The sequence below is a fragment of the Polynucleobacter sp. MG-5-Ahmo-C2 genome (assembly GCF_018687735.1).
Classification (GTDB): domain Bacteria; phylum Pseudomonadota; class Gammaproteobacteria; order Burkholderiales; family Burkholderiaceae; genus Polynucleobacter.
Map to the genome: position 1 here is coordinate 653,677 of NZ_CP061304.1, position 23,502 is coordinate 677,178.

Here is a 23,502-nt window from a genome sequence, read left to right on the forward strand (position 1 = left end):
AAAGCAATGCCAAAGCCTGTGCCTGCTTCCAACACCACTCGCAGGCTCGAAATCCGCTTTCCGGAAGAATTGCCGGTCTCTAGTCAGAGGCAAATCATCAAGGATGCCTTGCAGAGCCACCAGGTGGTAATTGTCTGTGGTGAGACCGGCTCGGGTAAGACTACTCAGCTACCCAAGATCTGTTTAGACCTTGGTAGAGGCACCATCAACGGCGGTAAATTAATTGGCCATACCCAACCCCGCCGAATAGCAGCTACAGCGACTGCCAAGCGAATTGCTCAAGAGCTTGGCTCTCCCATTGGTCAAGATGTTGGCTATCAAGTGCGCTTCGCTGACAAGAGTAGTCAAACGGCCTCGGTCAAGCTCATGACAGACGGCATCCTCTTGGCAGAGACTCAGCGCGACCCCCAGCTCAAAGCTTATGACACGCTCATCATCGATGAAGCACATGAGCGTAGCCTAAATATTGACTTCCTCTTGGGTTACCTAAGACAGCTACTTCCAAAGAGGCCCGATCTCAAACTTATCATCACTTCGGCAACAATAGATGCCCAAAGGTTTGCAGAACACTTTGCAATCAACGGTAAAGCAGCCCCAGTGATTGAAGTTAGCGGCCGACTCTTTCCAGTGGAGCAGCGGTATTCACCGCTGGAGCCAGATTCCAAGCCTGATGGAAAAAAGGAATCCAAGGCTGCAAAAGAAATTCCAGATGCTGTCGCAGAAGAAATTGCTAACGTTTGGCGCGAGGGTACATCAGGTGCTGGAGATGTGTTGGTCTTTTTACCAGGTGAGCGCGAGATTCGGGATTGTGCAGAGACGCTGCGCAAGGATCATGTACTGCAACAACGCTTTCATCCAGAAATTCTGAGTTTGTTCGCTCGTCAATCGGTAGCCGAACAAGAAAGAGTCTTTGGTCCAGGTAATGGTCGTCGCATTATTCTGACAACGAATGTGGCCGAGACTTCTTTAACCGTACCCAATATTCGTTATGTGATTGATAGTGGCTTGGCGAGAGTAAAGCGCTACTCTTATCGTAATAAGGTAGAGCAACTACAGATTGAGCCTATTTCGCAAGCGGCTGCCAATCAACGGGCCGGGCGTTGCGGCCGTGTCTCAGACGGCATCTGCATTCGTTTGTATAGCGAGCTTGATTATCAAAACCGCCCTAAATTTACCGACCCAGAAATTCTCCGAAGCTCATTGGCAGCAGTGCTACTGCGCATGAGTGCATTGCGCCTGCCAAAGATTCAGCACTTCCCCTTTATTGATAAACCACTAGGCAGAGCGATTGCTGATGGCGTGCAGCTTCTTGATGAATTGGGTGCAATTGAATTTGATGAATCAGATGCTACCGATGGAAAAGATATCAACAATAGCTTTAAGCTCACAGCGATTGGTAAGCAGTTAGCAGACTTACCGCTGGATCCTCGTATTGGCAGAATGCTGCTAGCTGCAAAAGAGCACAATGCTTTAAAAGAAGTCACTATCATCGCTTCGGCTTTAGCAACCCAAGACCCCCGTGAGCGACCCATGGATCAGGGTGCTGCTGCTGATCAAGCGCATCTCCAGTTTGCTGATGAGCGCTCTGAGTTTCTCAGTTTCGTAAAACTCTGGAATTGGTACCAGGATGCCTTGCAACACAAACACAGCAATCGCCAATTAGAAAATGTATGCAGAAGTAAATTCTTATCGCCACGCCGCTTACGGGAGTGGCGAGATGTGCATGGTCAATTGCATACTATGCTGGGTGAAAAGGGTTGGAAAGAAAATGCTCTTGCTGCAACATATGAGCAAGTCCATTTATCGCTTCTCACAGGCCTACTCGGTTATGTTGCCAAAAAAGAAGAAGACGAAAAGTCTCAAGATCGTAATAGTAAGTCGGGTGGCTATGTTGGTGCTCGAGGTATTCGGCCATTCATTTGGCCAGGCTCAACCATTGGTAAAAAAGCGGGGGCCTGGATCCTGGCTGGGGAGTTAGTAGAAACCAATCGCATGTATGCACGAACGATTGCCAAGATTGAGCCGCAGTGGGTGGAGAAGGTTGCAGCCCATCGCCTCATTCAGACTCTGAGTGACCCATTTTGGGATCACCGTCAGGGTGAAGTCTTGGCGTTTGAGCGTGGCACTTTATATGGTTTGCCTATCTATCATGGTCGACGAGTTCGTTATGAGCCGCATGATCCAGAAGCGGCAAGAGCGTTATTTATCCGCCAAGCCTTAGTTCAGGAAGAAATGTTTGGTCGCATGGATACACCAGCCCTCTACCGTGAAACTGAATCTGATGCCAAGAAAAAATACCCCGGTCTTTTTAGTTTCTTCTGGCATAACTGTCGCCTGATCAGAGAAATTGAAGCACTTGAGCATCGTTCACGCCGCCCTGATGTTTTAGTTGATGATGATCTACTCTTTGCTTTTTATGACTCGCGCATTCCGAGAGAAGTCTGCAATCGCGAAGGTCTCAAAGCATGGTTCAAGAAAGAACCTGGGCTTGACAGCCAGTTGAGACTCGAGAAGGCCGACCTGATGCGCCACGAGGCTGCAGGTATTACGGTCGATCGCTATCCTAAGATAATGATGGTTGGTGGAGCGGAGCTCAATCTCACATATCACTTTGAGCCCGGAAGTCCAAAAGACGGTGTCACCTTGGTTGTGCCATTAACGCAACTTAATCAAGTAGATGGACGTCGATGTGAATGGTTGGTTCCTGGTATGTGTGAAGAGAAGGTGCTGCTGCTACTCAAATCCTTGCCACAGAAGTTGCGGCGTCACTGTGTGCCACTTCCCGACTATGCAAAGTCATTCTTAGAGCGTACTTTGGAAGGTAAGCAATTTGGGGTGGGCGACTTTTTAGACAGTCTAATTAACGATATACGTCAAGAACGCGGCCTTGAAATTAAGCGGACCGACTTTAGACCTGAAGCGTTACCTTTGCACTCATCGATGAATTTTAGGTTGATTGACGAACATGGTCGTCAGCTTGAAGTAGAAAGAAATCTTGCTCGCTTACGTTCCGAGTATGGAGAAACTGCCCGCAGCGCTTTTCAGGCGATTGCGCAAGAGGCTGCACAAGCAGAGTTGGGGGTAGAGGCGCCTAAGGCTGGCTCCAAACTTGATGAGAAGGCACGTACAGTAGAGCAGGGGGGCTATCGTTCTTGGGAGTTTGGTGAGCTACCAGAAACTCTAGAGATTCAGAAGGGAAATAAAACTTTATTCGGCTACCCAGCTTTGGTGGATCGTGGCGACTACTGCGATTTAGAAGTCTTTGATGATTTGCTGGAAGCCAGAAAGCAACATCACTTAGGATTACGTCGTCTCTTCGCGCTTAACAATAAAGACACACTGAAGTCCTTGCAAAAACAATTGCCAGGTATTCGCGAGCTAGGATTGCTATTTATTAATGTGGGTTCTGTAGAAGAATTGATTGAGCAAATTCTGAATGTAGCACTTGAGCGCGCATTTGTCTCCGAAACGCTGCCAGTCAATGCTGAGCAATTTGCCATGCAATTACAAGCCGGTAAACCGCGATTGGCTCTCATCGCCCAAGAAATTTCCCGGCACGCCTTAAATGCCCTTCAAGCCCACGCTGATTTGCAGAAGAAGGTAGCTAGTGCAAAAGCGGCTTCACCTACTGCTTATGCAGATATACAAACGCAAATGCAAGGATTGATCTTTCCTCGGTTTGTTGCTGAAATTCCTTATGGGCAACTGGTACATTTACCGCGCTACTTAAAAGCGATTGCCATGAGGATTGATAAGTTACGCGCCAACCCTAGCCGTGATGCCCAATGTCAAAAAGACTGGGAGTCGGTTGCCAGACCCTGGCAAAAGTTGCTACAAGGAGGCAGGGGTTCAGCTTCTTATGCCATGACCGAGGACCAGGCTTTGCAGGATTTTCGGTGGCAACTCGAGGAGTTGAGGGTCGCTTTGTATGCTCAAGAGCTCAAAACTCCAACCCCAATGTCCCTAAAGAGACTGGAAAAGGTTTTGGCTAGTTTGCGCTAGGTCAAATCCAATGTGCTTGAGAGGGGGATTTGTGAGCCCTCGATTGCTTACAATGGAGGGATGTACACATTTATCACGATTAGAGGTTTTCGCAATATTGCGGGATCTGCAATATTGGCACTTCTCTCACATGCTTATCCTGTATTTGCCGAGGCTATAGCATCAACCGAACCAAAAGTCGCCATCATCTTAAATTCTGGCGCTGCCTCAGTCAGTTTGATTGATATGCAAAGTCGCCAAGTGATGAAAACGATGACGGTTGGTAAGGAACCTCATCACTTGATGATGACCCCCGATCAAAAAACATTATTGGTTGCCAATGCAGCCGGTAATGATGTTGTATTAATGAACCCAAGCACTGGTGAGTTAACAGGCAGAATACCGAACATCATTGATCCTTACCAAATTGGCTATTCACCAAATCACAAATGGTTTGTGGCAAATGGCAATCGCTTAGACCGTGTGGATATTTATGCTGCTAATGGCGCTGATCTGAAATTGGCTGGAACGGTGAAGTTAGCAAAGACACCAAGTCACATTGCATTCACCTCGGATAGCAAAATTGCATTTATCACCTTGCAAGATTCCAGCGAGCTTGCAGCAATCGATTTGGAAACCCAAAAAATTCTTTGGGTGATGCCTACAGGTAAGGTGCCTGCTGGCCTGTGGATGACCCCTGGAGATCAGTATTTATTGGTTGGTATTACTGGTGAAGATAATGTGCAAGTAATTGATTGGAAGAATCGCAAGGAGGTAAAGCGCATCCTGACGGGTAAGGGCGCCCATAACTTCCGTCCCTTAGGCGATAAGAAGCAGGTATTTGTGAGCAACCGTATTGCATCCACTATCAGCCTCATCAATATGCAAACTCTGGAGAAGGTGGGCGATATTACTGGCCTGCCATCTGGTCCAGATGATATGGAAATCACCCCTGATGGTAAAACCTTATGGGTCACCTTTCGTTTTTCTAAAAAGGTTGGTGTGATTGATATTCCCTCTATGAAATTATTGACCGTGATTCCGGTGGGCAAATCACCACACGGCGTATTTTTCTATCCTAGAGCATCCTGGGAATAAGTTTTCATCATGAAGTGCAAACAAATGATTTATTTAACAGCCGCCTTCATACTCGGCTGTTTTGCATTTGGCGCACACGCTCAAACTGCAAGTTGTAATAAAACGGTTTACCTCACGTTTGATACTGGTAATATGTCGGTCGCTGAAAAAGTTGCTGAAACTCTGAAGCGACACAATGTCAAAGCTACCTTTTTCCTTTCTAATGAAAAAACTTTCCGAGGTGACTTTGCTTTAGACGATTCATGGAGAGCCTATTGGCAGGAGCGGCTTAAAGAGGGCCATCACTTCGGTAGCCACACTTATGACCATACTTATTTTGTCAAAGATGGACCCAAAGGGCAGGTCTTTGAGAGGCCTCAATTTGGACCAAAAGCAGGAGAGACTATTCTGTATAACGAAGCGGCAATGTGTAAAGAGATTCGTAAGGTAGATCAGCGCTTCCAGGAATTAACCAGCCAGCCTTTGCAAAAGATCTGGCGTGCCCCGGGTGGAAAAACTTCACCGACATTAATTCGGATGGGGGATATGTGTGGCTATGAACACATTGGCTGGGCGCCGGCAGGTTTTCTGGGGGATGAACTCAACTCCGATAAGCATCCCAATGACCAACTTCTAGAAAAGGCTAGTCGCGATATTAAAGACGGCGATATTGCGATGGCTCACCTGGGTATCTGGTCCAGAAAGGATCCTTGGGCGCCTGCTGTATTGGAGCAATTGATCGTCAACCTCAAAGCTCGTGGATTCTGCTTTGCTACTTTGCCCAAGGCGCACAAAAATTTGGCAGATCAGTCAAAATAAGACATGGATTTAAGTTCAATCACTTCAGCAATCTCTAGCGCTTACGGCAGCGTCCAGGAGTTTTTATTTGCCAATATTGTTGGACCACTTTTGTACCAATTCGATTTGATGTCTTGGGCGGAAGATGTATTTGATGGTATCGATTGGTTTTTATTTGGCTGCATACAGATTTTCTTGATTATTGTTGTGCTCAGAACTTGGGAGCGTATTGCGCCCGCCGAGAAACAAGAGCGTTTTGCTAAGACTAGTAGGGCGGATGTGGTCTATACCTTGTTCCATCGTCTTGGTATTTTTCATGGCCTGATCTTTATTGCGCTGTCAGGATTCTTCTTTGAGATTGACTCCGTCTTGCACGATTTCCGCTTTGATCGTTTTAATGTGGAGTCTTGGTGGCCCGGGGTGACCTCAATACCCGTGGTCAGTTTTTTGGTTTATTTGGTGCTGCTCGACTTCGTAGAGTATCTCTATCACCGCGCATCCCATGCGTTTAATTGGTGGTGGCAGTTGCATGCGCTGCACCACAGTCAAACGGTCATGACTGCTTGGTCTGATAATCGCAATCACATACTAGATGACAGCATGCGTGCTGTAGTAATGGCACTATTTGCTCTTCTATTTGGAGTTTCCCCAGGACAATTCATCATCTTGATTGCATTGAGTCAATTTATTCAGAGTTGGCAGCATGCCAATATCAAAGTCCACTTGGGTAAGGCGCAATATCTTTTGATATCGCCGATGTTTCATCGTATGCACCATGCAGTGGGCTATGGCCATGAAGCGATCGGTAAACCTGGTGTGCTTGGAGGTTGTAATTTTGGTATTTTGTTTCCTTGGTGGGATATGTTGTTTAAAACTGCTATCTTCCCGAAAGAGGTCTATCCTACAGGGGTCAGATACTTGGAGGTATCGCAAAATATTCTGACCCAGCAATGGCAAGGTCTTGCGCGCTCAGTTAAAGAGCTCATGCCAAAGTAAATCAATGAAGTCAGGCATGCGAAGAAGCATGCAATAGGAGTTTTATGGTTGGACTGCCGCAAGTATTTAAATCATTTGGATTGGCTCTAGTGGGGACGATTCATCCAAGGATGTTGTGGCTTAGCTTGCGACCATTCTTCATTGTATCGATTCTCTGGGGTTGCCTTATTTGGCTGACGTGGACTCCAGCGCTAGCGGTACTTAGCGAGTTTCTGACTCACTCCCTGTTTACGAATTGGATTCAAGAAGGTTTGATCTGGGCTGGTTTTGAAAACGCTAGAGCATGGATTGCCCCGTTATTTTTTGTGATGCTCATTATTCCGCTAATCACGATTAGCTTATTGGTACTGATTGCATTTTCAACTGTACCCACCATCGTAAAGATGGTAGTCAGGCAAGCGCACTACCAAGATTTAGCGTGCAAGCGGGGCGGCGGTTTATTTGGCGGCATGGTTTACACCTTGTGGTCAGCGCTCATTTGCCTTGCTTTAGTCATGCTGACATTGCCGGTGTGGTGGGTGCCTCCATTGGTAGCAGTGTTACCACCACTTCTTTGGGGGTGGTTAACCATGCGTCTCATGTCGTATGACGTCTTGGCTAAACACGCGAGCGTTGAAGAACGTGATCAGCTATTGGAAAAATATCGTTGGCCATTACTCACGATGGGTATTGTTTCTGGGATGCTTGGTGCTGTTCCTACCTTTTTCTGGGCTACATCTGCATTAGCCTTAGTTCTATTCCCAATTGTTAGCTTTATTGCTCTTTGGATTTATTCTTTGATCTTTGTGTTTGCCGGCCTTTGGTTCAGCCATTTCTTATTAGATGCCTTAAAAGAGTTACGACAAGAAGAATTGGATCAAGCCTTAACAGTGCAAGCGCATGTAGTGGATATGGAACTTCCCTATCATGGCCAATGAGATGGTTGATGAAATGAAAAAAGTGGAAATAGATCTAGCAAAAGATGCGCCAACTGGGGCACAACGTCGCTTTGGCTTAATTGTGATTGGTGATGAGATTCTCTCTGGCCGTCGTCAAGATAAACATATGGCGACCTTGATTGAGCTTCTCAATGAGCGCGGCTTAAGCTTGGCATGGGCAAAATATGTCGCCGATGATCCTGAGCAAATTACTGCAACACTCAAAGAAAGTTTTGCCAGTGGCGATGTGGTGTTTAGTACCGGCGGTATTGGTGCAACACCGGATGATCACACACGTCAATGCGCTGCATTAGCGCTCGGCACTACAACGCAATTGCATCCCACTGCACAAGAGTTGATAGCAGGCCGCATTCAGTCTATGGCAGAAGGCGATCCCATCAAAGCAGATTTAAATACACCTGAGAACCAACATCGTTTCAAGATGGGTGAGTTTCCGATTGGTAGCGACATCATTCCTAATCCTTATAACCAGATTCCAGGTTTCCGAATTAAAGAGCATCACTTTGTTCCTGGCTTTCCGGTGATGGCTGCACCGATGATGGCGTGGTGTTTGGATACACACTACAAAGATCTTTTTCATCAAGAGAACTGGGCAGAGCAGAGTTTCATTGTTCCTAAGGGCATTGAATCAACCTTAACCCCCTTAATGGAGCGTATAGAGGCCAATTTCCCGGGGGTAAAGGTCTTCAGCCTTCCTTCGGTTGGAGACCCTAGCAAGGGCGGTGTTTATGCCCAGCGCCACATTGAGTTAGGCATTAAAGGTAATGCCAATCTGCTAGAAAGCGCCTGGATCGCTCTCAGGACGGGCACCCAAGCGCTCGGTTACGACATCCACGATATCAGTTGAGTATCAACCATTCATACTTGCACCAAATAAGTGCATTTAGGGGGTTTTTACACTCTTGAAGAGGAAATTGAGCACTTAATTAGTGCAATAATAAGTGTTCCCATTTGTTTGCTTCAGTAAATTACATACATCCATTAGGCATGTTTGATGCCTGGAATAAACAAGGGTGTATGCCTTGATTTTGAATTCCGAATTTAGTTAATAGAGGAGATTTGCATGACGAAGACCGTCGCTGATGTGATGAAGTTAGTTAAAGAGAAAGAATGTACTTTCGTTGATTTCCGCTTTGTGGATACAAAGGGTAAAGAACAACACACGACTGTACCTATTTCTGCTTTTGACGAAGATAAATTTGAGAGCGGTCATGCATTTGACGGTTCTTCTATCGCTGGCTGGAAGGGTATTGAAGCTTCTGACATGTTGCTCAAACCAGATCCAACCGCTGCTTACATCGACCCATTCTATGAAGAGCCAACATTGGTATTGACTTGCGACGTGATCGAGCCAGCTGACGGTAAAGGTTACGACCGTGACCCACGCTCTATTGCAAAACGCGCTGAGGCGTACTTGAAGAGCACCGGTTTAGGTGATGCTGCTTACTTTGGCCCAGAGCCAGAGTTCTTTATTTTTGATGGCGTTCGTTGGGGTGCCGACATGCAGGGTTGCTTCGTGAAGATTGATTCCGAAGAGGCTCCATGGTCTTCTGCTCTTGAAGTTGAAGGTGGTAATACAGGTCACCGTCCAGGTAAAAAAGGCGGCTACTTCCCAGTTGCTCCTGTAGATACATTCCAAGACATGCGCTCTGAGATGTGTTTGATTCTTGAATCATTGGGTATTCCAGTGGAAGTTCATCACCATGAGGTTGCTGGCCAAGGTCAAAATGAATTGGGCACCAAGTTCAGCACATTGGTACAACGCGCTGACTGGACTATCTGGCAAAAATATGTTGTTCAAAACGTTGCCCATGCTTATGGCAAAACAGCAACTTTCATGCCTAAGCCAGTAGTTGGTGATAACGGTTCTGGTATGCACGTTCACCAATCTGTTTGGAAGAATGGCGAGAACTTGTTTGCTGGCAATGGTTATGCTGGTTTGTCAGAGTTTGCTCTCTACTACATCGGCGGCATCATCAAGCATGCTAAAGCATTGAACGCGATTACAAACCCAGGTACAAATTCATACAAGCGTTTGGTTCCAGGCTTTGAAGCTCCAGTGAAATTGGCTTACTCAGCACGTAACCGTTCTGCTTCTATCCGTATTCCACACGTTTCAAGTCCTAAGGGCCGTCGTATCGAAACGCGCTTCCCTGATCCATTGGCTAACCCATACTTGGCATTCTCTGCCTTGTTGATGGCTGGTTTGGATGGCGTTCAGAACAAGATTCATCCGGGCGAAGCTGCTGATAAGAACTTGTATGACTTGCCGCCAGAAGAAGATGCAAAGATTCCAACCGTTTGCGCAAGCTTGGAAGAGGCATTGGATGCACTGAAGAAAGATCATGAGTTCTTGACTCGTGGTGGTGTATTTACTGAGTCTATGCTTGATGCCTATATCAATTTGAAGATGGAAGATGTCACACGTTTCCGTATGACAACTCATCCAATCGAATTTGATATGTATTACTCCCTGTAAGCGAAGGAGAGAACTTGAGCGCAGGTCTGTTGCGCAATTCGTTCAAGGGAGCAGCTACGGCTGCTCCTTTTTTTCCGACATTGCTTGATCAGATGCCCAATGCCATCGTGGTATTTGAGGCCGAGAACCAACAATTGATTTATGTGAATCCAGCTGCAGAGTCAGCACTGGACCTCTCCCGTAAATCACTTGAGGGTCAGTCTGTGCATGATTTATTTGGCGGCAATGAAGCATTGAACAAGATGATTTCTGAGGTGAAGCTAGGTCATTTTGTGGCCCAGCGCCAAGAGGTGGTTTTGCATTCGATGCCAGGTAGTATTCATCAGGAATTCATTCAGGCGCACATTGTGGTTGCTGCTCTAGAGGATCCAGATCTTTTGATGATGGAATGGTTTCCTATCGATCAGCAGTTACGCAGTGAGCGTGATGAGCGCGTCACGCAACAAGTCGAAGCGAATAAGCAATTAATGCGTAATTTGGCGCATGAGATAAAAAATCCATTGGGCGGAATACGTGGGGCAGCTCAATTATTAGAGTTTGAGTTAGCTGAAAAAGGTTTGCGGGAGTACACGCAAGTCATTATTAAAGAGTCTGATCGTTTGCAGACTCTGGTAGATCGACTGCTGGCACCGCATCGTAAGGCTCATGTGATTGAAGCATTCAATGTGCATGAAGCGCTTGAACGGGTGCGCAGCCTCGTGTTGGCAGAGTTCCCTCAGGGCTTAAAGATTATCCGTAACTACGATACTAGTCTGCCTGATGTGATGGGTGATCGTGAGCAACTTATTCAGGCAACACTCAATATTGTGCACAACGCGGCACAGGCCTTATCTGAAGAGATCAGTGCTGGTATTGCTCAAATTGAATTAAAAACACGGGTGGCACGTTCTGTCACGATTGCAAAGCAACGCTATAAGTTGGCGATGGATTTACATGTGATTGATAACGGCCCCGGTATTCCAGAAGAAATTATTGAGCGCATTTTCTTTCCCTTGGTCTCTGGGAGAGAAGGGGGTAGCGGCCTGGGTCTGACTTTGGCACAAACCTTCGTTCAGCAGCATCAGGGCTTTATTGCTTGCGATAGCCGCCCTGGACGTACCGATTTCCACATTCAAATACCATACCGTAGGCAGGAGAGAGCATCATGAAACCAATTTGGATCGTCGACGATGACCAATCAATACGCTGGGTTCTAGAAAAAGCCTTGGCGCGAGAGAATATCCCGCACAAGAGCTTCTCTAATCCCAATGATGTGCTTAATGCCCTCGAGAAAGAATCTCCCCAGGTTCTCATCTCCGATATCCGCATGCCTCGTGGTAATGGCTTAGATTTGTTGCAACATGTAAAGGCCAGCCATCCTCATTTGCCTGTCATTATCATGACGGCCTATTCAGATTTGGATTCTGCGGTGTCATCCTTTCAGGGTGGTGCATTTGAGTACCTCACAAAACCCTTTGATGTCGAAAAAGCAGTTGAGTTAATTCATCGTGCAGTGGAGCAGGGAATCCGGAATGATTCTGGCGCTAAAGAGCTGACTGCGTGGAGACAAGATGCTACAGAAATTATTGGCCAAGCACCTGCGATGCAAGAGATCTTCCGTGCGATTGGCCGTTTGGCTCAATCTCATGCAACTGTGCTGATTACTGGTGAGTCTGGTACTGGCAAAGAGCTGGTGGCGCATGCTTTGCATAAGCACAGCCCAAGAGCCAAAGGTCCATTTGTGTCACTGAGTACTTCAGCTGTTCCTAAGGATCTTCTTGAGTCAGAACTCTTTGGTCATGAGCGTGGCGCCTTCCCAGGTGCGCAGACATTACGTCGGGGTCGTTTTGAGCAAGCCGATGGCGGAACTTTATTTTTAGGTGAAATTGGCGACCTGCCGTTTGATTTGCAAACCCGTCTCCTGCGCGTTTTATCTGATGGTCATTTTTATCGTATTGGTGGTCAAGATCCAATTAAAGCAAACGTGCGCATGATCGCCTCTACACATCAAAATTTGGATACTAGGGTGGCCGCAGGATTCTTCCGTGAAGACTTATTGCATCGCTTGAATGTGATTCGCCTGCGCATGCCTTCATTGCGCGAGCGCAGTGAAGATATTCCGATGTTGGCAAGACACTTCATGCTGATCTGCGCTAAATCATTGGCTGTAGAGCCTAAAAAACTTTCTGATGAAGTTTTAAAAGAAATGAGCACAATGCCATTTCCAGGTAATGTTCGTCAATTAGAAAACTTATGCCATTGGCTTACAGTAATGACACCTGCCAATATCATCGGTGTGAGTGATTTACCCGCTGATATCGTTGCTGAAGCAAGCGAGCAGCCAATCATCTTGCATGGTGAATCCTCTCCGACAAACCCGGCTACTGCAAAAATAGCTGCAGGCGATTGGGAAAGTGGGCTTGGACGTCTAGCAGCGAAGATGCTGCAAGATGGCGATAAAGAGGTTTACGATGCGCTATGCTCACGGTTTGAGAAGGCAGTATTGCAAGCAGCCTTAGAGGTAACGCGTGGACGTAGAGTAGAGGCTGCGCAACGCCTTGGCATTGGGCGCAATACGATTACACGTAAATTACAGGAACTGGGGATAGATGACTGATTCAATCCGAATTGCGGCGTGGAATGTGAATTCCCTAAAGGTTCGCCTTCCACACGTACTTCGTTGGTTGCAAGACCAGGAGAAAAAGAATCAGCCGATTGATGCCTTATGCTTGCAAGAACTCAAGCTTACGGATGATAAGTATCCCCACCAAGAGCTGGAAGCAGCCGGCTACCTGAGTATCGCTGCTGGGCAGAAAACTTATAACGGTGTTGCTATCATCGTTCGCAAAGCAGCGCTAGCAGCAATTGCTTCTGACACAACAACGTCTTTTCTAAAACCCACCAGAAATATCCCAAACTACCAAGATGAGCAGCAGCGCATATTGGCTGCAACCATTCCGTTTGTAGGCACTAAACCTATTCGATTGGTCTCAGCCTACTTCCCAAACGGGCAGTCACCTGATAGCGATAAGTTCATTTACAAACTGGATTGGTTAAGCAAACTTCAAACCTGGTTAACAGAGGAGTTACAACAAAACCAGCGGCTAGCCCTTTTAGGCGACTTTAATATTGCGCCAGAAGACCAAGATGTGCATGACCCCAAAGCGTGGGAGGGGCAGAATCTGGTTTCGCCACCAGAAAGAAATGCTTTCCAAGATTTAATGAATCTTGGATTACATGATTCCTTCAGGATGTTTGAGCAAGCACCCAAAACTTACAGTTGGTGGGACTATCGCATGATGGGCTTTAGAAGAAATGCCGGTATGCGCATTGACCACATTCTCTTAAGTGAAGCGCTTAAGGAAAAGTGCAGTGCCAGCATAGTCGACAAAGAGCCTAGAGCCTGGGAGCAACCATCGGACCATGCCCCGGTGATTGCCACTATTAAAAAAGCTTAAGGCAAACCTACTTAAGTTAATCTTGCATCCATGATGCCAATTCTGTATTCCTATCGAAGATGTCCGTATGCCATGAGGGCGCGTATGGCATTAAAGTATGCAGGCATAGAACTTGAGCATCGAGAGATTGCCCTAAGAGAAAAGCCGAAAGCGATGCTCCTAGCATCATCTAAAGGCACTGTTCCTGTACTGTGTATCGATGGACAAGTCATTGACCAAAGCTTAGACATCATCCATTGGGCATTGGATAAATCGGATCCCGATGGCTGGAAGAATGTTGATGAGAGTATGGCCAACTGCTGGATCGAGAAAAATGACGGCCAGTTCAAAATACTGCTTGATCAATACAAATATCCCAATCGGTACCCAGGGCTTAATCAAGATGAGGTCCTCAACACCACGTTAGAGTTGATGCTTAAACCCATTGAGATTGCATTACAGGCAAATCCATATTTAATGGGTAATAAGCTGTCTTGGGTAGATGTAGCTATCTTTCCATTCATCCGACAGTTTGCTGGCGTCAACCCACCAAGATTTGCAGCGCTGCCACTTACCGCAACAAGGAGGTGGCTTACTCAACATATCGAATCACAGTTATTTCAGTCGGTGATGGAGAAACATCCCACCTGGATAGATTAGGTAAACTCCAAAGGATTACTAAGCCAAACCACCATGCCGAAGTAGCGCATCAATACTGGGTTCTCTGCCCCGGAATGCTTTAAAGGATTCAGCAGCTGGACGACTTCCACCCACTTCCAGAATCTCCTCTCGGTAACGTGTTCCGGTCTTGACATCCAGCACGCTGCCAGTTAGCTTGGAGGCTTCCTCGAAGGCTGAGTAGGCATCAGCAGATAAAACCTCGGCCCATTTATAGCTGTAATAACCAGCGGCGTAGCCACCAGCAAAGATATGACTGAAAGAATTAATCCAGCGAGAGACTTCAGGCTGCGGAATGATGTTGTACTCATCAGCAATAGACCTAGAAACATCGAGTACTGCATGCCCTTTGGCTGCTTTTGCATCAAAGCTGGAATGTAATCGCCAGTCTGTTAAAGACATCACAATTTGACGTAAGGTCGCTAAACCATTTTGGAAATTCTTGGCAGCGAGGATTTTGTCAAAGAGCTCACGTGGTAGTGGCTTGCCTGTTTGTGCATGCGCAGTCATTTTCTCGAGCACTTCCCATTCCCAGCAGAAGTTTTCCATAAACTGACTTGGTAATTCCACAGCATCCCACTCAACCCCATTGATGCCTGATACACCTAGGGCACTCACTTGTGTCAGGAGATGATGTAAACCATGACCACTTTCATGGAAGAGGGTAATGACATCATCATGAGTAATGGTCGGTTGGCGTAATACGCCATCCACTTTGACTGGTGGCGCAAAGTTACATACCAAATAAGCTACTGGTATCTGGATTTCTCCATTGGGCAATTCTCTACGTCCACGAGCGTCATCCATCCAGGCTCCGCCACGTTTACCAGGCCGAGCATAGGGATCTAAATAAAAGTAAGCCCGGATCTTTCCAGTCTGGTCTTTAACAGCAAAGGATTGCACGTCAGCATGCCAGGTTGGTAGGTCTGTGGCTTCAATCTTGACGTTAAACAATGTCTGAATAACTTGGAATAAACCATCTAGGACTTTTGGTAATGGGAAGTATTGCTTAAGTTCATTCTCGGAGAATGAATAACGCGCTTGCTTTAAGTGTTCAGCAGCAAATGGAATATCCCAAGGCTCTAGCCCATCTGCGAATCCTAATTCTGCTTTAGCAAACTCACAAAGTTCTTGCCAATCTTTCTGAGCAAAAGGTTTTGATTTGATGGCAAAGTTGGTTAGAAAGAGATCTACCTCATCAACGGTATTGGCCATCTTTGGCGCCAAACTTAAGGCTGCGTAATTTGCAAACCCCAGCATGCGCGCCTCTTCATCGCGTAGACGTAATTGATCTAACATGTTCTGCGTGTTATCCCAGTCGAGCTTACCTTTGCCGTATTGCGGCGCTAACTCTGATGAGCGGGTCACATAGGCTTGATACATCAGGCGACGCAGCTCTCGGTTCTCGGAATACTGCATTACTGGATAGTAGGAAGGAAAGTGCAAGGTAAAAGCCCAGCCTTGCAGATCTTTCTGCTGCGCAGTATCTGCCGCTGCAGCGATAGCATCCTCTGGTAGTCCAGCAAGATCAGATTTATCGGTAACTAAATGAACAAAGCCATCGGTCGCATCTAAAACATGATCTGAAAATGCTTTGCCTAGTACAGCTTGTTCATCTTGGATTGCAGAGAAGCGCGGCTTATCAGCATCGCTCAACTCTGCGCCGCCTAGACGAAAATCCCGTAAAGAATTTTCAATCACTTTCTTCTGAGCACGATTGAGCTTTGCAAAATCAGGACTATTTTTGAGCTCTTTAAATTTCTGATAGAGCGCTAAGTTTTGTCCAAGACTAGAAAAGAATGCAGTGACCTCTGGTAGTATTTCTCCATAGGCGGCTCGCAACTCTGCTGTATCGGCTACGCTATTGAGGTGAGAGATAACGCCCCATGATCTACCCAACGCTTCAGTTGCATCTTCTAAAGGCTCTGCCAGATTGCTCCAGCTTGACGGCGTCTTGGGATCGGTCGCAGTATTTACAGCATTCTGCGCATGCTGGAGCAAAAACTGAATGGCAGGTGCGATGTGCTCTGGTTTTACTTCCGAGTAGGCGGCAATGCCACGACCAAAAGTCAGAAGCGGGTTATTCTGTAATGCGGCGGGTAGGGTAAAGAGGGCTGTAGTCATACCCTCTAGCTTAATGGATCTAAGGCCTGGCTGCTTTTTCTGCTGCTTCTAAAGTATTCATGAGGAGCATGGTGATCGTCATTGGGCCAACACCGCCAGGAACTGGGGTAATCCAGCCGGCGATATATTTAGCGGCATCAAAATCCACATCCCCGCAGAGTTTGCCATCCGGCATACGGTTGATGCCTACATCGATCACAACAGCACCGGTTTTCACCATATCACCAGAAATCATCTTGGGTTTGCCAGTAGCAACTACTAGGATGTCAGCATCTTTGGTATGGTGGGCTAGGTCACGAGTCTTGCTATTACAAATAGTGACTGTGGCACCAGCTTGCAGCAGCAACATAGCCATTGGCTTGCCCACAATATTAGAGGCGCCAACGATCACTGCGCGAGCACCGCGAATCGGGTAATCAATGCTTTCTAAAATCTTCATGCAACCGTAGGGGGTACAGGGCTTAAATTCTGGTTGGCCAACCATTAAGGCGCCAGCATTGGCCACATGAAAACCATCCACATCTTTTTGAGGGGCAATCGCCTCAAGCACACGCTCAGCAGCAATATGTTCTGGTAGCGGCAATTGCACCAAGATCCCATGAATTGATGGATCAGCATTGAGAGTGGCAATGCGAGCAAGCAATTCTTCTTCGCCAAGCTCAACTGAGTAACGCTCTAGTACAGAGTGAAAGCCAACATCCTCACAGGCTTTGACTTTATTGCGAACATAGACTTGGCTGGCAGGATTTTCACCAACGACGATGACTGCTAAGCCAGGACGAACTCCTTTAGCCGTAACAATAGCGCCACGGGCGGCTATTTCAGCACGTATTTTTTTGGAGAGCGCGTTACCGTCTAGTAATTGTGCAGGCATTTCAAGAGTATTAATTGGATTAACTGCGGGTTAATTGGGTTGAGGATCAGATAAGGCTAAACGGAGCAAGTCCGCTACGGTATTGACGTTCAGCTTTTCCATAATGTTGGCACGGTGAGCCTCAACAGTCTTAATAGAGATACCAAGATCATCTGCTATTTGCTTATTTAAACGTCCGGCAACAATACGCTCTAATACTTGGCGCTCGCGACCAGTAAGTTTGCTCAGCAAGCTCTGGGTAATTTTGCGTTGACTTGCTTGTGAGTAATCCACTCTTGCTTTAGCAAGCATGCGATCAACTAAGCCACAGAGATCATTCTCTTTAAATGGCTTCTCAATAAAATCAACGGCGCCACGTTTCATGGTGGAGACTGCCATCGATACATCTCCATGACCCGTAATAAATGCCACTGGCATTGGGAGGTTTTCGCTTATCAAACGCTCTTGCAATTCGAGACCAGACATACCAGGCATGCGAACATCCAAAATAGCGCAAGATATGGTGGACTTATCTGTGCTTTGTAGGGATTGTAAAAAGCGCTCCGCACTTGCATGGCAACGCACTACATAACCATTGCTCTCTAAGAGCCAAGTGAGAGAGTCTCGAACAGCTTCATCATCATCAACGACATAGACGACTTCAGCTTGGTTTGGTTTAGTAGCAGCTACGTTCATATTGGGTCTCGCAAGGTAAACCTAAAAATAGGATATTCATCCATTTTCCTTCGAATCAGAAGATTCAAGGGGTAGAAGTATTGTAAAGGTGCAGCCGGCCAGTTTGGTGCGTTCGGAGTCCATGACATTGGAGGCCCAGAGGCGTCCGTGATGGGATTCAATAATGGAGCGGCAAATATTGAGCCCCATGCCCATTCCATCGGTCTTAGTGCTAAAAAAGGGCTCAAACATGCGGTTTAGGACTGATTCAGGAATGCCACCCCCAGAATCAGTCACCCGAATGCGTAGCATGGCTGGAAAAGTGTTGGTATCCAAATCGGCACTAATGCTAACTGGCGGTGCTGACCAGCGGGAGGAGAGGGGGTAGGCTTCTCGTACGCTATCTAGGGCATTTTTGAGGAGATTGACCAGAACCTGCAGGATGAGCACTGGATCCACGTTGACCTCGGGCAAATTGTCTGCAAGGTCAGAGGTAATGCTTAAGCGATGGCGATGGGCTTCGATTTCAACAAGGCCAACAGCGTCGTTAATGATCTCGGCGATTGACGAGGATTTGCGCTGAGGCTCACTGCGTTTTACAAAGCCTCGAATGCGTTGGATGATGGTGCCAGCACGGTGAGCCTGGTCAGAGGCTTTTTCAAGGGCAGGCAAAATTTCTTTGTTTAATTCTGAATCAATGTTTCCGTCCAGACGTTTTGCAACGCCCATACAGTAATTGGAGATTGCAGCGAGCGGTTGATTTAACTCATGCGCAAGAGAGGAGGCCATCTCACCCATAGTAGTCAAGCGACTTGTAAATTGCATGCGCTCTTCTTGTTGGCGCGCTAGGTCATCTGCCTCTTTGCGGATCGTAATATCCGTTGCAATTAAGAGTTGGGCTAAGTGGCCATCCACCCAAGGAATAAAGCGGCGGCGAACCTCAAACCATTTATTACTACCATCATCTAGTTGAACTTCTTCTGACTCAGACTCTTGGTATAAAAAGGAGGTCGGAATACCTGGAGGGGAGTCTTGTAAATCTTCTGCAACATTGTGCAAGGTCTCCAAGTTATTGGTACTGCCAGCCAGCTTAAAGTGGCCCTTGGAATCATCGCCAAAGTTTTCTTTATAGAAGCGATTAGCAAATAATAGCTTGTCGTTTTCCAGGTCAACCACAGACACTGCAGCATCTAGGCCTTCCAGCACGGTAACAAATCGCTCTTGTGATGCGGCCAATTCTTCGCGAATCTTTTTTGGCTCAGAGATATCAATTAAGGAGGTAACCCAACCGGTTTGTTTGCCCTTTTCATTGATGAGCGGAGCAATAAAGGTGCGAGTTTGTATCAGTGTACCGTCGCGGCGCAGAATGGCCCCCTCGATCCCTGCTTTCGATCCCGTTTCTGAATTCAAAGCCCGATTCATTTTCTCAACTAGTTCATCACGCCTGGAGTCCGGCCAGAAGGGGAATGGAGGTGTTAGTCCAACAAGCTCTTTTGCTGACCAGCCTGTCATTTCGCAAAAAGCTCGGTTCACATAAGTGATGCGCTTTTGCATATCGTGTGCTCGAATACCAACTGGAGTCGAATTCTCCATGGCGTTTCGGAAACTGGTTTCAGTACGTAAACTTGCTTCCGCCTCTTGGCGAACTTGCATTTGTTTTAGAACAGACCACAAGCTCCAAATCACGAAGGCGCACAATCCAAGGACCACACCAATCAACATCCTGAAGGTGAGATTGGTAGGAGGAGGGTAGGTATCAATGCGCAAAGTCAGGTTGGGACTGAGAACGCCAATGTCAAGACTAGTCTGATTACTAAAGGCTCTCTTGGGCGTATCTTGGTCCGATGAAATTGCCAATACTCTTTCATTGTCTGTTACGAGGGTAAAGCGGTAATGGGCTTTGAGTTCGGCTGGCACTACATCTAAGATGCCCTGGGTTGTGTAAAGCGCCGCCAGATATCCGGTGATGTCACCACTGACAATATTAGGAACTACTTGCCAAAAAACGATCTTTCTTTCTTTTGCAAGAGGATCATCGCTTGGCAAATTTAAGTTTACAAACTGGCTAAAGGCAGCCCTGCTGGTGACTCTACTTAATTCAATGGTGCTGGCAAGTGCATCATTGGCCGACTGATCATTTTGTGTTTTGCTAATCCAGTCGGATTTGGTATTGCTTGGTGGAACAGACCATTGCCCCTGATTTTGATTATTGACCCAAATGATTTTGACAATCTCATGATTGTTGATGACTAAGTCATCAGCCTGCTCATAAGCAATTTTTTTTAATCTAGCCTGGTCTTCGCTGGCAGTAATTTCGCGGTTAATAGTGACTAGAGTATCTAAATTATTTGCAAAGCGAAGTTGAATGCGCTGTTTGGCAAATGAGAGCTCTCTAAATAATGCGGACTCTTGTTGATTTTTTTCCTGTAAGTGCAAGGTGCCCAAAATCACGCCCATGACTGCGGTGAATAGGATGATGGCCAAGAGAGGGGTGTATACGAGCCTAAATCCCCGGATTTTTCGGAGCCATTTAAATGGACTGAGGAGTAAGCTAAAAAAAGCCGTAAATTTCATGAATGAGAGTCATTTTGCCTCATTGCGCTCTCCAAATCGCTTTTTTGCATATAAATCGACATCTTATTTGCACTGCAATAAAATACCACATTATGAGAAATATTATCATTATGTGGAAAATTGCTTGTTTACACCCATATACCTTCCTAGAATGTTGCCTATAAAGTGAATAGCTAATTGCGAAGTACTTATTGGAGACAAGTTATGGCCGCAGTTCCAGAGCAGGTATTAGGTAAACAGAATTCACAGGACGTAGATCCTGGTGAGACCCAAGAATGGTTGCAAGCCCTTGATGGCGTCATCCACAACGAGGGCCCAGAGCGCGCTGCCTTTTTAATAGACCAACAAATTTCTCATGCGCGGGTGAACGGAGTAGTTCAACCTTTCCATGCTGAGACACCGTATATCAATACGATTCCAGTTGAAGGCCAGGCACGTTTGCCTGGTGATCAGAATGTCGAGCATCGCATTCGTTCATATACACGCTGGAATGCAATGGCGATGGTTCTGCGCGCCAACAAGGACACCAACGTTGGTGGACACATTTCTTCTTTCCAGTCGGCGGCAACTTTATACGACGTAGGTTTCAATCATTTTTGGCATGCGCCATCACCAGAGCATGGCGGCGACCTGATTTTTGTGCAAGGCCACTCAGCACCAGGTGTGTATGCACGTGCTTATATGTTGGGCCGTCTCTCTGATGAGCAACTGAATAACTTCCGCCAAGAAGTTGGTGGAAAAGGGATTTCTAGTTACCCACATCCATGGTTGATGCCAGATTTTTGGCAGTTCCCAACAGTCTCTATGGGCTTAGGTCCAATCATGGCGATTTACCAAGCGCGCTTCATGCGCTACATGCAGGATCGCGGTTTTATTAAGAGCGAAGGTCGTAAGGTATGGGCGTTCTTGGGTGATGGCGAAACTGACGAGCCGGAGTCATTGGGTGCAATTGGTATGGCAGGCCGTGAAAAACTCGACAACCTGATTTTTGTAATTAACTGTAACTTGCAACGCCTTGATGGACCAGTGCGCGGTAACGGCAGCATTATTCAAGAGCTTGAGAGCGAGTTCCGCGGTGCTGGCTGGAATGTCATCAAAGTAGTCTGGGGCGGTCAGTGGGATGCCTTATTTGCGCGTGACAAAAAAGGCATTTTGATGCAACGCCTAGGCGAGATCGTAGATGGTCAGTATCAGACCATGAAGTCTAAGAATGGTGCCTATGTTCGCGAGATCGTGTTCAACACGCCAGAATTAAAAGCGCTAGTAAGCGACTGGAGTGATGATGAAATTTGGCAACTCAATCGTGGCGGCCATGACCCCCATAAAGTTTATGCAGCGTTCCACTCTGCGGTAAATCATAAGAATCAACCTACCGTAATCCTGGCTCACACTATTAAGGGCTATGGCATGGGTGGTTCTGGTGAGGCGATGAATATTGCTCACCAAGCGAAGAAGATGAACGATGACGACGTGCGTCGTTTCCGCGATCGGTTTGAGATTCCAGTAAAAGATGAGGATCTCGATGACATGCCTTTGGTGAAGTTTGCTGATGGCAGCCCTGAGCTGGAGTACATGAAGGCTCGTCGCCAAGAGTTGGGCGGTTATTTGCCACAGCGTCGCACTAAAGCAGAAAGCTTGCCTGTGCCAGCATTGGACGTATTTGCGCCATTGCTGGAAGCAACTGCAGAAGGCCGTGAGATTTCGACAACGATGGCATTTGTGCGCATGCTCAACACGATTGTGCGCGATAAGGTTTTAGGTAAACGGGTTGTTCCAATCGTTCCTGATGAGTCCCGTACCTTCGGTATGGAGGGTATGTTCCGTCAGTTGGGCATTTGGAATCAGTTGGGACAGCTTTACACCCCGGAAGATCATGATCAATTGATGTTCTATAAAGAGGACAAGACTGGTCAGATTTTGCAAGAGGGCATTAATGAAGCCGGCGGTATGTGTGACTGGATTGCTGCTGCAACTTCTTACTCCACTCATGGCGTGCCGATGTTGCCTTTCTACATCTTCTACTCAATGTTTGGTTTCCAACGTATTGGCGACTTGGCCTGGGCGGCAGGGGATATGCGCAGCCGTGGCTTCTTGCTCGGTGGTACTGCTGGAAGAACCACGCTGAATGGTGAGGGCTTGCAACACGAGGATGGCCACAGCCACCTTTGGAGTGGATCTGTTCCAAACTGTATTAGCTATGATCCAACGTTCTCGTTTGAATTGGCAGTAGTGATTCAGGATGGTATGCGCCGTATGTTGGAAGTTCAGGAAGACGTGTATTACTACGTGACTTTGATGAACGAGAACTACACCCATCCAGCAATGCCAAAGGGCGCTGAGAAGGACATCATTAAGGGCATGTATAAGCTTAAGTCTGTTGGTGATGTTAAGGCTAAGTTGCGTGTTCAGCTTCTCGGCTCAGGAACCATCTTCCGCGAAGTGATTGAAGCTGCAGAAATGCTACAAAAAGATTGGGGTGTTGCTTCTGATTTGTGGGGCTGCCCAAGCTTTACTGAATTGGGTCGTGATTGGAATGCTGTTCACCGCGCCAACCTCTTAAACCCAACAGCAACGCCATCACTTTCTCACGTAGAAAAGTGTTTGAAAGATACTTCAGGCCCGATCATTGCAGCTACTGACTATGTTCGTTTGTTTGCTGAGCAGATTCGTCCGGCGATTCAGCACATCGGGCGTCGCTATGAGGTATTGGGGACTGATGGATTTGGCCGTTCTGATACCCGTGAAAAACTCCGTGACTTCTTTGAGGTAGATCGCCGCTGGGTAGTAGTTACTGCCTTGAGATCATTGGTAGATGCAGGCCAGATGGATCGTCAAAAACTTGCTGAGGCCATTAAAAAGTATGGCATCGATACTACTAAACCAAACCCGATGACGGTTTAAGCGAGATTAATT

The 23,502-nt window shown here is 46.8% G+C and carries 16 protein-coding genes; 12 read left to right on the plus strand and 4 right to left on the minus strand.

The window, feature by feature from the left end; all coding sequences use genetic code 11:
- The first annotated feature begins 6 nt into the window (after positions 1-6).
- The 11 genes from hrpA to C2740_RS03475 all read left to right on the plus strand — a co-directional run bounded on the left by hrpA (position 7) and on the right by C2740_RS03475 (position 14,345).
- Complete coding sequence (hrpA, locus tag C2740_RS03425; protein ID WP_251369687.1) at positions 7-4,002, plus strand: ATP-dependent RNA helicase HrpA; 3,996 nt, start codon at positions 7-9, stop codon at positions 4,000-4,002.
- A gap of 60 nt (positions 4,003-4,062) precedes the next feature.
- A complete protein-coding gene (locus C2740_RS03430; RefSeq protein ID WP_215294012.1) occupies positions 4,063-5,079 on the plus strand; it encodes a cytochrome D1 domain-containing protein in 1,017 nt (338 codons plus the stop codon).
- A gap of 9 nt (positions 5,080-5,088) precedes the next feature.
- Positions 5,089-5,877, plus strand: coding sequence for a polysaccharide deacetylase family protein (locus tag C2740_RS03435; RefSeq protein WP_215294013.1), 789 nt, complete (start codon positions 5,089-5,091; stop codon positions 5,875-5,877).
- A 3-nt stretch (positions 5,878-5,880) separates the two neighbouring features.
- Positions 5,881-6,852 carry a sterol desaturase family protein gene (locus tag C2740_RS03440; protein WP_215294014.1) on the plus strand — a complete coding sequence of 324 codons (972 nt, stop codon included), beginning with the start codon at positions 5,881-5,883 and terminating at the stop codon, positions 6,850-6,852.
- 44 nt (positions 6,853-6,896) lie between these two features.
- Positions 6,897-7,769, plus strand: a complete 873-nt coding sequence (locus tag C2740_RS03445; protein WP_215294015.1) for an EI24 domain-containing protein — start codon at positions 6,897-6,899, stop codon at positions 7,767-7,769.
- A 13-nt stretch (positions 7,770-7,782) separates the two neighbouring features.
- Positions 7,783-8,637 (plus strand): molybdopterin-binding protein, encoded by an 855-nt coding sequence (locus C2740_RS03450; RefSeq protein ID WP_215294295.1) that lies wholly within the window; start codon positions 7,783-7,785, stop codon positions 8,635-8,637.
- Positions 8,638-8,853: 216 nt separating this feature from the next.
- Positions 8,854-10,269 carry a type I glutamate--ammonia ligase gene (glnA, locus tag C2740_RS03455; RefSeq protein ID WP_215294016.1) on the plus strand — a complete coding sequence of 472 codons (1,416 nt, stop codon included), beginning with the start codon at positions 8,854-8,856 and terminating at the stop codon, positions 10,267-10,269.
- Between the two features lie 26 nt (positions 10,270-10,295).
- The gene (gene glnL / locus C2740_RS03460) at positions 10,296-11,417 is read left to right on the plus strand and encodes a nitrogen regulation protein NR(II) (RefSeq protein ID WP_371816730.1); all 1,122 of its coding nucleotides are present in this window, start codon (positions 10,296-10,298) and stop codon (positions 11,415-11,417) included.
- Positions 11,414-12,865 carry a nitrogen regulation protein NR(I) gene (ntrC, locus tag C2740_RS03465; RefSeq protein WP_215294017.1) on the plus strand — a complete coding sequence of 484 codons (1,452 nt, stop codon included), beginning with the start codon at positions 11,414-11,416 and terminating at the stop codon, positions 12,863-12,865. The genes glnL and ntrC overlap by 4 nt, the downstream gene beginning before the upstream one ends.
- Positions 12,858-13,706: an exodeoxyribonuclease III gene (xth, locus tag C2740_RS03470; RefSeq protein WP_215294018.1), complete on the plus strand. Its 849-nt coding sequence runs from the start codon at positions 12,858-12,860 to the stop codon at positions 13,704-13,706. The genes ntrC and xth overlap by 8 nt, the downstream gene beginning before the upstream one ends.
- A gap of 33 nt (positions 13,707-13,739) precedes the next feature.
- Positions 13,740-14,345, plus strand: coding sequence for a glutathione S-transferase (locus C2740_RS03475; RefSeq protein WP_256440748.1), 606 nt, complete (start codon positions 13,740-13,742; stop codon positions 14,343-14,345).
- An 18-nt stretch (positions 14,346-14,363) separates the two neighbouring features.
- Here the strand turns inward: C2740_RS03475 and C2740_RS03480 are convergent, their stop codons facing one another.
- Genes C2740_RS03480 through C2740_RS03495 form a run of 4 tightly spaced genes read right to left on the minus strand, consistent with a single transcriptional unit; the run spans position 14,364 to position 20,499 of the window.
- Positions 14,364-16,487, minus strand: coding sequence for a M3 family metallopeptidase (locus tag C2740_RS03480; RefSeq protein ID WP_215294020.1), 2,124 nt, complete (start codon positions 16,485-16,487; stop codon positions 14,364-14,366).
- Between the two features lie 19 nt (positions 16,488-16,506).
- Positions 16,507-17,361 (minus strand): bifunctional methylenetetrahydrofolate dehydrogenase/methenyltetrahydrofolate cyclohydrolase FolD, encoded by an 855-nt coding sequence (gene folD / locus C2740_RS03485; protein WP_215294021.1) that lies wholly within the window; start codon positions 17,359-17,361, stop codon positions 16,507-16,509.
- Positions 17,362-17,391: 30 nt separating this feature from the next.
- A complete protein-coding gene (locus tag C2740_RS03490) occupies positions 17,392-18,036 on the minus strand; it encodes a response regulator transcription factor (protein ID WP_215294022.1) in 645 nt (214 codons plus the stop codon).
- A gap of 36 nt (positions 18,037-18,072) precedes the next feature.
- On the minus strand, positions 18,073-20,499 hold the full coding sequence (locus tag C2740_RS03495) for a PAS domain-containing sensor histidine kinase (protein WP_251369689.1): 2,427 nt from the start codon (positions 20,497-20,499) through the stop codon (positions 18,073-18,075).
- Between the two features lie 294 nt (positions 20,500-20,793).
- On the opposite strand from C2740_RS03495, the gene aceE reads away from it, so the two are divergent.
- Positions 20,794-23,490 carry a pyruvate dehydrogenase (acetyl-transferring), homodimeric type gene (gene aceE / locus C2740_RS03500; RefSeq protein WP_215294024.1) on the plus strand — a complete coding sequence of 899 codons (2,697 nt, stop codon included), beginning with the start codon at positions 20,794-20,796 and terminating at the stop codon, positions 23,488-23,490.
- Positions 23,491-23,502 lie beyond the last annotated feature (12 nt).

What these genes read in the sequence shown, in the direction of transcription:
- C2740_RS03480 (WP_215294020.1), bottom strand. Translation starts at nt 16,487, where the DNA reads ATGACTACAGCCCTCTTTACCCTACCCGCCGCATTACAGAATAACCCG.
- folD (WP_215294021.1), bottom strand. Translation starts at nt 17,361, where the DNA reads ATGCCTGCACAATTACTAGACGGTAACGCGCTCTCCAAAAAAATACGT.
- xth (WP_215294018.1), top strand. Translation starts at nt 12,858, where the DNA reads ATGACTGATTCAATCCGAATTGCGGCGTGGAATGTGAATTCCCTAAAG.
- ntrC (WP_215294017.1), top strand. Translation starts at nt 11,414, where the DNA reads ATGAAACCAATTTGGATCGTCGACGATGACCAATCAATACGCTGGGTT.
- C2740_RS03490 (WP_215294022.1), bottom strand. Translation starts at nt 18,036, where the DNA reads ATGAACGTAGCTGCTACTAAACCAAACCAAGCTGAAGTCGTCTATGTC.
- C2740_RS03445 (WP_215294015.1), top strand. Translation starts at nt 6,897, where the DNA reads ATGGTTGGACTGCCGCAAGTATTTAAATCATTTGGATTGGCTCTAGTG.
- aceE (WP_215294024.1), top strand. Translation starts at nt 20,794, where the DNA reads ATGGCCGCAGTTCCAGAGCAGGTATTAGGTAAACAGAATTCACAGGAC.
- C2740_RS03430 (WP_215294012.1), top strand. Translation starts at nt 4,063, where the DNA reads ATGTACACATTTATCACGATTAGAGGTTTTCGCAATATTGCGGGATCT.
- hrpA (WP_251369687.1), top strand. Translation starts at nt 7, where the DNA reads ATGCCAAAGCCTGTGCCTGCTTCCAACACCACTCGCAGGCTCGAAATC.
- C2740_RS03435 (WP_215294013.1), top strand. Translation starts at nt 5,089, where the DNA reads ATGAAGTGCAAACAAATGATTTATTTAACAGCCGCCTTCATACTCGGC.
- C2740_RS03450 (WP_215294295.1), top strand. Translation starts at nt 7,783, where the DNA reads ATGAAAAAAGTGGAAATAGATCTAGCAAAAGATGCGCCAACTGGGGCA.
- C2740_RS03440 (WP_215294014.1), top strand. Translation starts at nt 5,881, where the DNA reads ATGGATTTAAGTTCAATCACTTCAGCAATCTCTAGCGCTTACGGCAGC.
- C2740_RS03475 (WP_256440748.1), top strand. Translation starts at nt 13,740, where the DNA reads ATGCCAATTCTGTATTCCTATCGAAGATGTCCGTATGCCATGAGGGCG.
- glnA (WP_215294016.1), top strand. Translation starts at nt 8,854, where the DNA reads ATGACGAAGACCGTCGCTGATGTGATGAAGTTAGTTAAAGAGAAAGAA.